Genomic DNA, 12,719 nt, shown 5'->3' with positions numbered 1-12,719 from the left:
CGGATGTTCCTCTCGGCGGCGTCCTTAGCGCGTTGTTGGAAAGTGTCGGTGCGGGTCCAGAGGACGCCAGCGATTGAAATGATGCCCACGACGACTGCTACCGCGAACATTTGGAAGCGGCCGTCAGGGTTGGTCAGCATGAGCACCACGATGGCTCCAGCCAGTACAACCGTTGCCCACGGCAAGACTCCTGGAGCCCACATGCGAACGTGCGTGATCTCGTTGCGCTTCACTAGCTGCGGGTGAATGCGCAGGAACGAGAATGTGATGGCGAACCACAACACGATCAGGCAGCCGCCTACCGCGTTGAGCAGGAATGCGAGCAGTCCAGGGGGATTCCAGTACTGTAGTGCGACAGCTACGAAGCCGAAGAACACGGAGAGCACGACGGCGCGCATCGGTACGCCGCGGTGGTCGGTGCGTGCGAAAGCCTCGGGGGCGTCGCCGCGCAGGGCCAGGTTGTGGAGGAACCTGGAAGAACCGTAGATCTGTGTGTTGCACGCGGAAAGCAGCGCGATGACGATGACTGCTTCCATAATGCCTACCGCGCCCGGAATGTTTGCCAAGTGCAGCACGGCGGTAAACGGGGACTCGGAAGCGTCGTTCGCCCCACCGATGTCTTCGTATGGCAGCAGCAAGACGATAAGCAACACTGATCCAATGTAGAAGACGCCGATTCTCCAGATGATGGAGCGGATCGCAGAGTGCACGGCAACCTCGGGGTCTTCGGATTCGGCCGCCGCGATGGTGACCAGCTCAATACCGCCGAATGCGAACGCAACTGCAAGCAGTGCCGTGGCGACGCCACCCCAGCCGTTCGGCATGAACCCGAACTCGGCAATGTTCGTCGTGCCGACGAACGACGTTCCCGGCAGGAGCCCCAGCCACAGCGCCACGCCGAGGGCGAGGAAGAGACAAATCACGGTGACCTTAATCAGGGCAAACCAGAACTCGAATTCGCCGAGGTTTCGCACTGCGGCGAAGTTAATCGCCGTGAAGATAACAATCGCTGTCAGCGCCGGGATCCACGGAGACACCGCGAGCCATGATGCGATGATGGCGGAAGCGCCGGTGATCTCGACGGCCATGATCATGATCATCATGAACCAGTAGAGCCAGCCGATGGCAAAGCCTGCCCACGGACCGAAGGCCTGCTCCGCGTAGGTAGAAAACGTGCCCGAAGAAGGGCGCGCGGCAACCATCTCCGCGAGCATCTGCATGATGCACACGGTGATTGCGCCAGCGATCATGTACGCAATGATGACAGCGGGGCCTGCTGCGGCGATACCCACACCAGTGCCAAGGAAGAGCCCGGCGCCAATTGCTGAGCCGAGGCCCATCATGGTCAGGTGCCGGGTCTTCAGTCCGCGCTGTAACGATGTCGACGCCTGAGTTGGGGCAACAACCGGTGAAGCTTTCAAAGACATGGCAATTACCTTAAACACTCATGTACATTCATGCCTATCATTCCCCGATGTGTCGCTCCGTGCACTGCGAATTCGGCCCGTAAAACTAGAGCGTTAGCTGCTTCGCGCGCGCAGTACGGGCGTGGTGCTTGCCGGCTCTTGGTGGATGCTGATATCACTCTGACCAGCAATCTCACTTGCTGGAATATGTGTCTCATTTCTTGTGTCGTAGATAATTGTCGACGGCTCCAGCATCACATTGACACCGATCTCACAGTTGTCCCCGAGATCCACCCCGATTACACCCGATGCGGGGTGAAGCGTGCAATTGCGTCCGACTCGTAGCGGGATCCGGTTATGTCCGCTGCCGCGCGCAGCCATCAGCACCGCCGACAACGCAACCTCGGTACCTTCACCAACCGTGACAGCGGAGGAGAGCCGCCCCTCAATCTTTGCCGGTCCAAGAGCGCCGGAGTTGTGCGAGACGTAGCCCTCACGGATCACGGACGTTCCTGGAGCCAAGTAGGCCCCGAGGCGGACGCGCTCCGCCTCAGAGATTGAGACCCCAGTCGGCACCACGTAGTCGACCATGCGGGGAAGCCGTTCGATACCGTAGACATGGATGTTGCCCCTGCTACGCAGGCGAGTTCGCACGAATTCGAAGTTATCCGCCAAGCATGGACCCTTATTCGTCCATACCACCGGCTCGAGGTGTTCGAGGCAGTCTTCCATGTTGACTTCGAAGGGGCGCACCAGGCGGTGGGAGAGCAGGTGGAGCCGAAGGTATACGTCGTGGGCATCCACAGGGGGTTGGGACAGGTCCGCGATTGTGGTGCGCACCGGCACGTGCTCGACGAGCCGGTCCGAGTCCATGCCCACCAGGCTGAGGAATGCGTCCCCAAGTTCGTGCGCGCTGACTCTGCGGGATCCGGAAGTGAGGCCGGAGGGGTCGTCGATAAGTGAAGGGGAAGGGTACCAGGTGTCGAGTACCGTACCGTCCAGCGAAATATTGGCAATACCTGTGGCCTGCGCTCCTTGTAACATGCTTGTCATCTTAAACGCACAGTCACAAAGGGCCGGACTCGGACGACAAGCGGGGGAGGGGTTGGCCTAGCATATAAGTTTTTGGCAGAGTCGAACTCAACGTGTTTTGAGGAAGGAAGGACCCATGGCACCTCACAAGTCACCGCGACCGGACAAGGAGCGAAAACTGCGCGGCCCAATCATGTTGCGAAGCGAGGACACCGAACAGCCGACGACGCACGACCGTCGCCTCCTGGAGTCCTTGGGCTACAGCGATCACGACTGGAAGCACGCGGACCCGTGGCGTGTGATGCGAATCCAGTCTGAGTTTGTCGCAGGCTTCGACGCACTGAGCGACTTGCCGAAGGCGGTCACTGTGTTTGGCTCCGCACGCCTCAACGAAGGCACGGAAGAGTATGCGCTGTCATGCGAGGTAGGCAAGGCGCTCGTCGAGGCGGGATACGCGGTCATCACTGGTGGCGGTCCAGGCTTGATGGAGGGGCCGAACCGCGGTGCCCACGATGCCGACGGCATCTCGGTGGGGCTCGGCATTGAGTTGCCGTTCGAGCAAACGCTTAACGATTGGGTCGACCTCGGCCTGAACTTCCGCTACTTCTTCGCGCGCAAGACAATGTTCTTGAAGTACTCGCAGGCGTTCATCGCGCTGCCGGGCGGGTACGGGACCATGGACGAGCTGTTCGAAACGCTCGTGATGGTGCAAACCCAAAAGGTTACCAACTTCCCGATAGTGCTCATGGGTACCGAGTTCTGGTCCGGCCTGGTTGCGTGGATTGAGGAGCAGCTGCTTGGCCGCGGCCTCATCTCGCCGGGCGATGAATCCCTGTTCTACGTCACCGACTCCGTCGACGACGCGATCGCGCACATCGTGCACGCACATAAGGTGATGACAGACGCGCGCCTGCGAGATGCTCACAACGAGGACGTCTAAGAGATGCCTGGCCGCATCGCAGAGGTTATGGCGATCATCAACCGGACGCCAGATTCGTTTTACGACAAAGGAGCAACGTTCGCGATAGAGCAAGCGCTGGATCGAGCCGATACGGTGATCGCGCAGGGAGCGTCGATTGTCGACGTCGGCGGGGTAAAAGCAGGTCCCGGCGACGAAGTCGACCCCGCAGAGGAGATCGAACGCGTCGTCCCTGTCATCCGGGGCATCCGCCTCCGGCACCCGTCAATACGCATCAGCGTGGACACCTGGCGCGCCGACGTCGCACAGACCGCAATCGAGGCGGGTGCGGACCTAATCAACGACACCTGGGCTGGCTACGATCCCGAGCTTGTCGAGGTCGCCGGGGCGCATCGCGTTGGGTACGTCTGCTCCCACACCGGCGGTGCGGTACCTCGCACACGCCCACACCGCGTCCACTACGACGATGTCGTCGCCGACGTCATCCGGGAAACCACAGCGCTCGCCGAGCGCGCCGTTGCTTGCGGCGTGCCCGAAGATCTCGTGATGATCGACCCAACGCACGACTTCGGCAAGAACACCTTCCACGGACTGGAGTTGCTGCGCCGAGTCGACGAGCTCGTCGCAACAGGGTGGCCAGTGCTCATGGCGCTGAGCAACAAAGACTTCGTCGGCGAGACGCTCGACCGTGCAGTTGGCGAGCGAGTCGCAGGGACGCTCGCAGCGACAGCGTGGTCCGCCGCACGCGGTGTCGCAGCCTTTCGCGTCCACGAAGTCGCCGAAACCCTCGACGTGATCCGAATGACCGCCGCCATCCAGGGACATATGCCACCGATCAATACCGTGCGGGGGCTTGCGTAGTGCGCGTCAGTGTGGTCATCCCGGCGCTGAACGAGGCCGCAACCGTCGGACACGTTGTGCGACGCTGCTGCGTTGCAGATGCAGTTCGGCGCGATGGGGAAGTACTGGTCATCGACTCGGATTCACACGACGACACCGCGACGCTTGCCGCCAGGGCGGGGGCTCGTGTGGTGAACTGGCGCGAGGTCAGCGCGATTGAACCGCAGGAAGGCAAGGGCGAAGCACTGTGGCGCGGTGTGAAGGCCGCGCGCGGAGAGTTCGTCGTGTTTATCGACGCCGACGTCACCTCCCTCGAGCCGTGGTGGATTGATGCACTCATCGAGCCCTTCAAGACCCCGGAGATCCACCTTGTGAAAGCTCGTTACAAAAGATCCCTGGACGGGCGGCCTTCTGGCGGCGGGCGTGTCACGGAACTGACTGCAAAGCCTTTGCTACGACGGTTTTTCCCAGCATTGAGTGATATTGGTCAGCCACTGGCCGGCGAATATGCAATACGGCGAGATACAGCGCTGCGCCTGCCGTTCGTGGCGGGATACGGCGTTGAGTCGGGGCTGCTCATCGACACCTTCGCCAGGTATGGACGCAATGCTATTGCGGAAGCGGATCTTGGAACTCGCGTACACCGCAACCGCCCGCTTGAGGAACTGCGGCCGATGGCGGACGTGGTGGCGTCGACAATTCTCGACAGGGCGTTGGTATCCGGACAGCTAGGTTCCGAACAGAAGACGAAGCAACGGCCGCCCTGGTGCGAAATTCTGAACGCTGAACGCTAGTATGATGACATGCTTTCTTGGATCATCCTGATTATCGCCATTGCCGTTTTTTGCGTGCTTGGTTTCTTGCTCTTTAGCCAGCTGTTTGGGCGCGGCGAACAGCTGCCACCCATGATGGAGACCGAGGACGTCAAGTCCGCGAACCGGCTCGCAGTTGAGGAGGGCAACATTGGAGACGTGCACCTTGAAGTGGTGCACCGTGGCTACCGGATGGACCAGGTCGATGACCTGCTTACCGCACTCGGTGAAAAGTACGGCTTTGCTCCGACTATCAGTCAGCTAACCGAAAACAGCGTAGTATTGGATGCTGGTCACCGAGGGGCTCGACCGAGTTCCGGCGAAGGACGGCGTCGTCGCGGGTGACATCGCTGCAGTGTCGGGCATCGACGAAATCATGATTGGTGACACGCTGTGCGACGTCGACCACATTGAGCCGCTCGAACGCATCAAGATTGACGATCCCGCAATTTCTATGACGATCGGTGTGAACACCTCGCCGATGGCTGGGCGCAACGGTGGCGATAAGCTGACCGCCCGCATGGTCAAGGCGCGCCTGGACCAGGAGCTCATCGGTAACGTCTCCATCAAGGTGTTGCCGACCGAGCGTCCGGACACCTGGGAAGTGCAAGGTCGCGGCGAGATGGCCCTGACCGTGCTGATTGAAACGATGCGTCGTGAAGGCTTTGAGCTGACCGTTGGTAAGCCGCAGGTCGTGACCAAGGAGATCGACGGCAAGGTGTACGAGCCGTACGACCACATGGTTATCGACGTCCCCTCCGAACACCAGGGTGCTGTTACCCAGCTGATGGCGGCCCGCAAGGGCCAGATGACGGCGATGGGCAACACGGGCTCCGGCGATTGGGTTCGCATGGAGTTCGACGTTCCGGCTCGTGGCCTGATTGGCTTCCGCACGACGTTCCTGACCGAGACCCGTGGCGCTGGCATTGCGAACTCCTACTCGATTGAGCACCGCCCATGGGCGGGCGAGATCAAGGGCCGTCCGACCGGTTCGCTGGTCGCTGACCGCTCTGGCCAGGTCACCGCGTACGCGCTGACGCAGCTCGCGGACCGTGGCGATTTCTTCGTGGAGCCTGGTGCAGAGACCTACGAGGGAATGGTCGTTGGTGCGAACAACCGTGATGAGGATATGGACATCAACATCACGAAGGAAAAGAAGCTGACGAACATGCGCTCCGCAACCGCCGACGCGACCGTCACGTTGGCGAAGGCCCGTACGCTGTCCTTGGATGAGGCAATTGAGTTCTGCGACGAGGATGAGTGCGTTGAGGTCGCTCCGGAGGCGATGCGAGTGCGCAAGATCATTCTCGACTCCACGGAGCGTGGCCGTGCCCGTTCACGTGCAAAGCAGCGCAATAAGTAGTTACGCACTGGTGCGGTAGTATTTACTGCGATGAATCCGCACATCTTTTCAGCGCCACGTCGCTCGCGATCACTGCGAGTCGGCGTGGCGCTGTTTGCGTGCTCTGGCGTGGTTGCGCTTTCTGCATGCGCCGCGTCGCCTGGTCCGCCGCCTCTCGTTGATCCGAACGATGTTGCTGCTCGTGAGATGTATGAGCAAGAGGATTCCACGACTACTTCCGCTCGACCGGAGGGCAAGACTCGCGTGCGCTCCCAGGTGGAGGTTGGTGTGGATTCGCTCCGAAACGGGCTGAACCCGCACCTTATCGCTGATGAATCTGCGGTTGTGAAGAGTGTGGCGAATCTGGTGCTTCCCAGCGCATTTCATGATGGGGTGAGAAATTCCGCACTGCTCAATGGGGCGACGGTGCTCTCAGAATCGCCCCGTGCAATGACGGTGCGCTACATCATTCGCGAGACCGCGCAATGGTCTGATGGCACGCCGGTGACCGGTGCGGACTTTGTGTACCTGTGGCGGGGGATGCGGGACACGCCAGGAGTGCGAAACCCGGCCGGGTATCGCGCGATCGATGCCGTGCGTGTCAGTGGCGCGACGGGCAAGGTCGTCGACGTTGACTTCGCTGAGCCTGTCGCGGATTGGCGTGGCCTTTTCGACCACTTGCTGCCGGCGCATGTGTTCGCAGCCGACGGCTCTGATTTCGGGGTGGCGCTGCGCGACACGATTCCGGTTTCTGCTGGCCGGTACATGGTGCGCGGGGTAGACCGCGGTCGTGGAACGATTACGCTGAACCGCAATGATAGGTTTTGGGCGGCTAATCCTGCCAAGATAGATATTTTGACGCTGCACGCGGTACGCGGGACCACCCAGATTGCAGATCAGCTGCGCACGGGCCAACTCGTGTTTGTGGATCGAGTTCCTAGCGAGACGACCGGGCGCGTGCTCAGCCTGGTACCGGGTGTGCAGACGCGGGTGCTCGATACGCCACGGGTGCTAGGCGCTGTGCTTTCTGCGACGTCTGGGATGTCGCCTGAGGTTCGTTCGGAGCTTCGTTCGCTGATCGACGTTCCGCTGCTTGCAAGCATTGCGTTGGACCGCACGGCTGATGTTTCGGTTGCAAAGCACGGTCAAGTGAGCACGCATGAGCCGCACGCGGTGTATCAACACGTTGCGGCTCACGGTGCGATACGCATTGGTGCCGATCTTGCAGATCCTGCAGCGGTAGCAGCGGCTCGATCGATGGCGGACATGCTGCACGATCGTGGAGTGTCGGCACGAGTTGTCGCGACGGATTTCGGTTCGCTGATTCGCTCAGGTCTCGAGGAAAATACCGTTGATGTTTTGGTGGCGTGGCAACACGATCCGGAAAATTTGCCGGATGCTGCGAGTCGCTTGGACTGCGTCGCGGGCGCCCCTCGTGCAGGCAACCTCGCCGGTTTTTGTGAACCTCAGTCGGTGGGGCTTGCGAAAGAAATCTTGGCCGGTTCGTACGGGCTTAAGCAGGCCACCGAGGCGGTCAATGAGGTGCTCGAGCAAGAGGCACTATGGATGCCGATTGCGCGCGAGCGTCGTATTATCGCCCTCGGGGAGGGCATCATCGGGGCGGATGCAGATTTGAATAACTGGAAAGCAGGCTTATCGACGGCCGCTTCGTGGCGCCTGCAACCGAAACGAAACGAAGGAGATCGGATTAATCATGCACAACTCCCGTGACCTACAGGGCTACCGGGTGCTCGCCGTGCACGCGCACCCCGACGACGAGTCCATCACCATGGCAGGAACGCTGTTTGACCTCGCGCGACGCGGCGCGGACGTACTAGTGGTGACCTGCACGTTAGGGGAGGAAGGCGAGGTCATTGGAGAGCCATATCAACTGCTGACGAATGACCATGGTGATCAGCTAGGCGGGTTCCGCATTGCGGAGCTGCACGGCGCGCTCCAGGCAATAGGTGTTCGTGGCGAGTTTCTCGGCGGAGCAGGATGTTTCCGTGACAGTGGGATGGCGGGGTCGGAGGCCAGCAAGAACCCACGTGCATTTGTCAATAGCGGGCGTCGCGCAGTCGACGCGTTGCTGGAAGTACTGCGCCGGGAGCGTCCACACCTCGTTTTGACCTACGGCCCCGACGGTGGGTACGGGCACCCGGATCATATTCGTGCGCACGAGATCGTGCACGAGGCCGCTGAGGAGTTTGATATCCCGCGCATCCTGTGGGCAGTGCGCAAGAGGGAGGAAACCGACGCGCTTTTGCCTGAGGTCGCGCCTGAAGGCTGGCGCTTGCCAAAGCCTGGCGAGCTCGACGGCGTGGACAGCGTCGATGTTTCGGTGCGCCTGGACGGTGAGGCGTACAGCGCCAAGATCGCTGCGATGGCGGCGCATGCGACACAAATCTGGGTTGCGGACGGGCGGACCAGCGCGACGAACCCGCACGCGGTGCTGGGCAAGGGGCCAGTGATGTACTACGCGCTGTCCAACTTGATTGTGCAGCCGATTCAGCCGTGGGAGCATTTCCAACTGGGCGGTGGCGAAGCGGTCGTCGATACGTCGGATGTGCTCAGCGGACTTGAGCGATGACTGAAACCCGTTGCAAGGCGGACATTGCCCGCGGCGAGAAAGCAGCAGGTCTCATCTGGCTTTCTGTCGGCGCGCTCATTTCACTTTTGTTAGAAGCTGTCAACTTGGACACACGTATTGTTGGAATCGCGGTGCCGTTTACGGTAGTCATCGCTGCGCTCTTTAATGCGGTGCTCACGAAGACTGCGGCGCTGTGGTCAGATCATCTGCTGGTCAAGCTCGTTCCACTCGTTGTTTGGGTGGTAGGTTTCTTTGTTCTGCTTATTGCTCTCCCGGCGCGGGGAGCGGTCGTGCTCCCCGCGAGCCCGCTGACGTTGCTGCTCCTTTTTGCGGGTTTGGGTGGGGGCGTTTGGCCCCTTTTCGGTCGAAAGTGACATACTGGAACGCATGACTTATGTGATTGCTCAACCATGCGTGGACGTAATGGACCGCAGCTGCGTCGAAGAATGCCCAGTCGACTGCATCTATGAGGGCAAGCGCATGCTCTACATTCACCCAGACGAGTGCGTCGACTGCGGTGCATGTGAGCCAGCTTGCCCGGTAGAGGCCATCTTTTACGAGGATGACACCCCGGAGGAATGGGCCGAGTACTACGACGCAAACGTCGGCTTTTTCGACGAGCTCGGATCGCCAGGCGGGGCGACAAAGCTTGGACCACAGGATTTCGACCACCCATTCGTGGAGGCGCTGCCACCGCAGAACCAGGACGGTTAAACCTGCATGAGCACGCACTATCGCGCCGGCTTAGGGGAGCAGTTACCGGAGTTCCCTTGGGATACCATCCTCGATGTCAAGCAGAAGGCAGCCAGCTATCCCGGCGGACTCATTGACCTCTCGGTCGGGACACCGGTAGATTCAGTCGACCCTTCCATCCAGCTTGCCCTGGCTGAGCATGCCGCTGCGCCTGGCTACCCGCCGACGCAGGGGTCGGCGGAACTACGCCAAGCGATTGCCGACTCGCTGGAGCGCCGATACAACATTCAGGACCTGCACACAGACGCTGTGCTTCCCGTCATCGGCACAAAGGAGGCTGTCGCGTGGCTTCCAACCCTGCTCAACCTGCGCGGTGGCATAGTGGTGATCCCGGAGATCGCGTACCCAACCTACGAGGTGGCCGCGATCATAGCGGGATGCAAGGTCGTGCGATCTGACGTTCCAGTCGATGGTGCGTCCCTAGTATTCTTAAACACCCCGAGCAACCCAACCGGTCGCGTCCTCTCCGCAGAGGAGATGCGCGTATGGGTTGACTACGCGCGGGACACCGGCGCGATCATCGTTTCAGATGAGTGCTATATGGGTCTGGCGTGGGACGAAGAGCGTGCGCCAGTATCTTTGCTTGACCCGGCGGTCAGCGGTGGTGACAACACCAACCTCTTGGTCTTGCATTCGCTGTCAAAGACATCGAATATGGCCTCCTACAGAGTCGGTTTCATCGCTGGTGACGAGAAGCTGGTGCAAGAACTTCTGCTGTTGCGCAAGCACACCGGAATGATGGTGCCAGGACCAATCCAAGCAGCAACGCTGGCTGCACTCCGCGACGATCAGCACGAAACACTCCAGCGGCTTCGCTACGCCAACCGTCGGGTGACACTCTTGCGCGCGCTGCTCGCGGCAGGGTGCAGCGTTGAGCATTCCGAGGCCGGGCTGTACCTGTGGACACGCAGGGAAGGCGCAGATGCCCGCCAGACGCTCGACTGGTTCGCGCAGCGTGGAATCCTCGTTGCGCCAGGGGACTTTTACGGCCCTGGCGGCTCGCAGCATGTTCGAGTTGGCCTCACGGCTTCCGACGAGGCCATCGCTGAGGCCGCACAGCGACTCTCGGAGTAACACGTGACCACTCCAACAGAGCATCGTGGGATGCGTGCGCTTCGAAGCCTGCGCGAGTTTTTGCGCTTCGGCATTGTGGGAGGCTCCGGCGTCCTGGTCAATCTTTTGGTGTTCTACCTCACCAAGAAAGCGATCGAAGTCGGCTTCAATCTGCATGAGGGCGACATCTTCTTCAACCTTTTCGGCACCCGCTTTAACGTCCGCTGGTATCACGTGCTTGCTACCGTGGCGTTTCTCGTGGCGAACACATGGAACTACCAGCTCAACAGGTCGTGGACCTTCCGGGGCCCGCAGCGGCGTTCGTGGATCCGCGGGTTCTTCCCGTTCCTCACCACCGGCGTGATGGCATTCGTTGTTTCGCTGGTGTTCTTGACGTTGTTTATGAACCCGAACTCCCCAATTGGTTTGCCGGACAGCATTTTCGACGACTCCACCGGTCTTCGCACGAAGTCCTACTGGTCGCAGGGCCTGGCGACGCTGATCGCGACACCGGTGAACTACATCATTAATAAAATTTGGACGTTTTCGAAGCCGAAAACAGCTCCGAAAACGTCCGCGTCTTCCTAGTTGTGCTTGCCCGTTAGACGCTTTCCTTGGATGGGCGCACCAGGAAAGATACGCCGATCAATACCGCGGAGACGATGAGGACCGCGATAATTTGGCCTCTAGTGGAGGCGTCGAAAAGCATGAGGATGGTGAGTCCCACGAGGGCAATCAGCGTTGCCCACGGAACCCAGGTCGCTCCGCGTACCTGCACTGCGGAGTTCTTGATCTGCGGGTGCAGTCGGATGTAGCTCAGCGTGATCATTACCCACGTGACCATGAGGCAGCCGCCGACGGCGTTCATGAGGAAGTCGAGCAGCCCTGGTGGGTTCCACCACTGCAAGCCGACTGCGGCGAAGGCGAAGAACATCGACACCAATACGGAGTTCATTGGGACGGCGTTCTTGTTCGTGGCGCGAAGCCAGCGCGGCGCGTCGCCTTCGAGCGCCTGTTGGTAGGCGAGGCGAGACGTGCCGTAAATCTGGGCATTGAACGCGGAGAGCAACGCCAGCACGATGACGGCCTCCATGAACCCGACCACGCCTGGGATGTTTGCCATGCTGAGCACCTGGGTAAATGGTGAATCTGCAGCGGAGTCGGCACCGTCGATTTGAGCATATGGGATCAGCAAGATGATGACGATGATGCTTCCGATGTAGAAGAGCGCGATGCGCCAGATAATGGAGTTGACCGCGCGCTTGACGGCCTGCGCGGGGTTCTCCGACTCTGCCGCCGCGATGGTGACAACCTCGATACCGCCGAAGGCGAACGCCACGGCGAGCAGCCCAGCGGCGACGCCGGCGAAGCCGTTCGGCATGAATCCCGACTCCCGGACGTTGTCCAGGCCGACGAAGTCGTGGCCGGGGAGGATGCCGAGGAAGAGCGCGGCGCCGATGACCAAAAAGAGGATGATGACGGCGACCTTAATCATGGCGAACCAGTACTCAAACTCGCCAAAGCCTTTCACCTGCGCGAGGTTGATGACAGCGAAGAATACCACTGTGACCAGCGCTGGAACCCATTGGGGGACGCCAAACCAGCCAGACATAATTGCGGCTGCGCCGGTGATCTCTGCACCACCAACCATGATGAGGAGGAACCAGTAGAGCCAGCCCAACAGGAAGCCGGCCCAGTGGCCGAACGCCTGGCGCCCGTACGTCGCGAACGAGCCGGAAGACGGGCGGGCTGCAGCCATCTCGCCGAGCATGCGCATAACCGAGATAACAATCAGGCCTGCGATCGCGTATGCGACCAAGATGGCGGGGCCTGCGGCCCGGATGCCGACGCCCACTCCGAGAAAGAGACCGGCGCCTACCGCCATGCCCAGACCCATCAGGGTCAGGTGACGCGATTTGAGGCCGGTGCCCAGCGTGGCGTCGTCGGATTCAGTGTTGCGTTGAGTTGTCAT

Annotated in this window: 13 protein-coding genes and 1 pseudogene; 11 read left to right on the top strand and 3 right to left on the bottom strand. The window is 60.6% G+C overall.

The window, feature by feature from the left end; genetic code table 11:
* Both ACXIUA_RS08425 and ACXIUA_RS08420 read right to left on the bottom strand, forming a co-directional pair.
* On the bottom strand, nt 1-1,427 hold a 1,427-nt coding region (locus ACXIUA_RS08425; RefSeq protein ID WP_256021175.1), incomplete at its 3' end, for an amino acid permease.
* Nucleotides 1,428-1,520: 93 nt separating this feature from the next.
* Nucleotides 1,521-2,459, bottom strand: a complete 939-nt coding sequence (locus tag ACXIUA_RS08420; protein ID WP_070362686.1) for a 2,3,4,5-tetrahydropyridine-2,6-dicarboxylate N-succinyltransferase — start codon at nt 2,457-2,459, stop codon at nt 1,521-1,523.
* Between the two features lie 115 nt (nt 2,460-2,574).
* Here ACXIUA_RS08420 and ACXIUA_RS08415 point away from each other — a divergent pair, with 115 nt between their 5' ends.
* From ACXIUA_RS08415 to ACXIUA_RS08365, 11 genes and pseudogenes are all read left to right on the top strand, one after another.
* The gene (locus tag ACXIUA_RS08415; protein WP_070362685.1) at nt 2,575-3,378 is read left to right on the top strand and encodes an LOG family protein; all 804 of its coding nucleotides are present in this window, start codon (nt 2,575-2,577) and stop codon (nt 3,376-3,378) included.
* 3 nt (nt 3,379-3,381) lie between these two features.
* Complete coding sequence (gene folP, locus ACXIUA_RS08410; RefSeq protein ID WP_070362684.1) at nt 3,382-4,218, top strand: dihydropteroate synthase; 837 nt, start codon at nt 3,382-3,384, stop codon at nt 4,216-4,218.
* Nucleotides 4,218-4,991, top strand: a complete 774-nt coding sequence (locus ACXIUA_RS08405; RefSeq protein WP_457976560.1) for a glucosyl-3-phosphoglycerate synthase — start codon at nt 4,218-4,220, stop codon at nt 4,989-4,991. Before folP ends, ACXIUA_RS08405 begins: the two co-directional genes overlap by 1 nt.
* Before the next feature lie 9 nt (nt 4,992-5,000).
* Nucleotides 5,001-5,354 (top strand): cell division protein DivIVA, encoded by a 354-nt coding sequence (locus ACXIUA_RS08400; protein ID WP_457976559.1) that lies wholly within the window; start codon nt 5,001-5,003, stop codon nt 5,352-5,354.
* Nucleotides 5,296-6,372: pseudogene (locus ACXIUA_RS08395) on the top strand (translational GTPase TypA); the annotation flags it as partial. The gene ACXIUA_RS08400 and the pseudogene ACXIUA_RS08395, both read left to right, overlap by 59 nt.
* A gap of 30 nt (nt 6,373-6,402) precedes the next feature.
* Entirely contained in the window at nt 6,403-8,082 is a 1,680-nt protein-coding gene (locus ACXIUA_RS08390; RefSeq protein ID WP_070362694.1) for an ABC transporter family substrate-binding protein, read from the top strand.
* On the top strand, nt 8,066-8,941 hold the full coding sequence (gene mshB, locus ACXIUA_RS08385) for an N-acetyl-1-D-myo-inositol-2-amino-2-deoxy-alpha-D-glucopyranoside deacetylase (RefSeq protein WP_070362693.1): 876 nt from the start codon (nt 8,066-8,068) through the stop codon (nt 8,939-8,941). Before ACXIUA_RS08390 ends, mshB begins: the two co-directional genes overlap by 17 nt.
* Complete coding sequence (locus ACXIUA_RS08380) at nt 8,938-9,315, top strand: hypothetical protein (RefSeq protein ID WP_070362692.1); 378 nt, start codon at nt 8,938-8,940, stop codon at nt 9,313-9,315. Before mshB ends, ACXIUA_RS08380 begins: the two co-directional genes overlap by 4 nt.
* A 13-nt stretch (nt 9,316-9,328) precedes the next feature.
* Nucleotides 9,329-9,655 carry a ferredoxin gene (fdxA, locus tag ACXIUA_RS08375; protein ID WP_070362691.1) on the top strand — a complete coding sequence of 109 codons (327 nt, stop codon included), beginning with the start codon at nt 9,329-9,331 and terminating at the stop codon, nt 9,653-9,655.
* Between the two features lie 6 nt (nt 9,656-9,661).
* Entirely contained in the window at nt 9,662-10,768 is a 1,107-nt protein-coding gene (gene dapC / locus ACXIUA_RS08370) for a succinyldiaminopimelate transaminase (RefSeq protein ID WP_070362690.1), read from the top strand.
* A 30-nt stretch (nt 10,769-10,798) separates the two neighbouring features.
* The gene (locus ACXIUA_RS08365; protein WP_070362689.1) at nt 10,799-11,335 is read left to right on the top strand and encodes a GtrA family protein; all 537 of its coding nucleotides are present in this window, start codon (nt 10,799-10,801) and stop codon (nt 11,333-11,335) included.
* Nucleotides 11,336-11,348: 13 nt separating this feature from the next.
* On the opposite strand, the gene ACXIUA_RS08360 is transcribed toward ACXIUA_RS08365, so the two are convergent.
* Complete coding sequence (locus ACXIUA_RS08360; protein ID WP_457976558.1) at nt 11,349-12,719, bottom strand: amino acid permease; 1,371 nt, start codon at nt 12,717-12,719, stop codon at nt 11,349-11,351.

The sequence above is a fragment of the Corynebacterium sp. UMB8791 genome, from assembly GCF_054166365.1.
The sequence above is the reverse complement of the archived record's forward strand: the minus strand, read 5'-3'. Positions and strand labels throughout refer to the sequence as shown.

What these genes read in the sequence shown, in the direction of transcription:
- folP (WP_070362684.1), top strand. Translation starts at nt 3,382, where the DNA reads ATGCCTGGCCGCATCGCAGAGGTTATGGCGATCATCAACCGGACGCCA.
- mshB (WP_070362693.1), top strand. Translation starts at nt 8,066, where the DNA reads ATGCACAACTCCCGTGACCTACAGGGCTACCGGGTGCTCGCCGTGCAC.
- fdxA (WP_070362691.1), top strand. Translation starts at nt 9,329, where the DNA reads ATGACTTATGTGATTGCTCAACCATGCGTGGACGTAATGGACCGCAGC.
- ACXIUA_RS08420 (WP_070362686.1), bottom strand. Translation starts at nt 2,459, where the DNA reads ATGACAAGCATGTTACAAGGAGCGCAGGCCACAGGTATTGCCAATATT.
- ACXIUA_RS08390 (WP_070362694.1), top strand. Translation starts at nt 6,403, where the DNA reads ATGAATCCGCACATCTTTTCAGCGCCACGTCGCTCGCGATCACTGCGA.
- ACXIUA_RS08365 (WP_070362689.1), top strand. Translation starts at nt 10,799, where the DNA reads ATGCGTGCGCTTCGAAGCCTGCGCGAGTTTTTGCGCTTCGGCATTGTG.
- ACXIUA_RS08360 (WP_457976558.1), bottom strand. Translation starts at nt 12,719, where the DNA reads ATGACAACTCAACGCAACACTGAATCCGACGACGCCACGCTGGGCACC.
- ACXIUA_RS08400 (WP_457976559.1), top strand. Translation starts at nt 5,001, where the DNA reads ATGCTTTCTTGGATCATCCTGATTATCGCCATTGCCGTTTTTTGCGTG.
- ACXIUA_RS08380 (WP_070362692.1), top strand. Translation starts at nt 8,938, where the DNA reads ATGACTGAAACCCGTTGCAAGGCGGACATTGCCCGCGGCGAGAAAGCA.
- dapC (WP_070362690.1), top strand. Translation starts at nt 9,662, where the DNA reads ATGAGCACGCACTATCGCGCCGGCTTAGGGGAGCAGTTACCGGAGTTC.
- ACXIUA_RS08415 (WP_070362685.1), top strand. Translation starts at nt 2,575, where the DNA reads ATGGCACCTCACAAGTCACCGCGACCGGACAAGGAGCGAAAACTGCGC.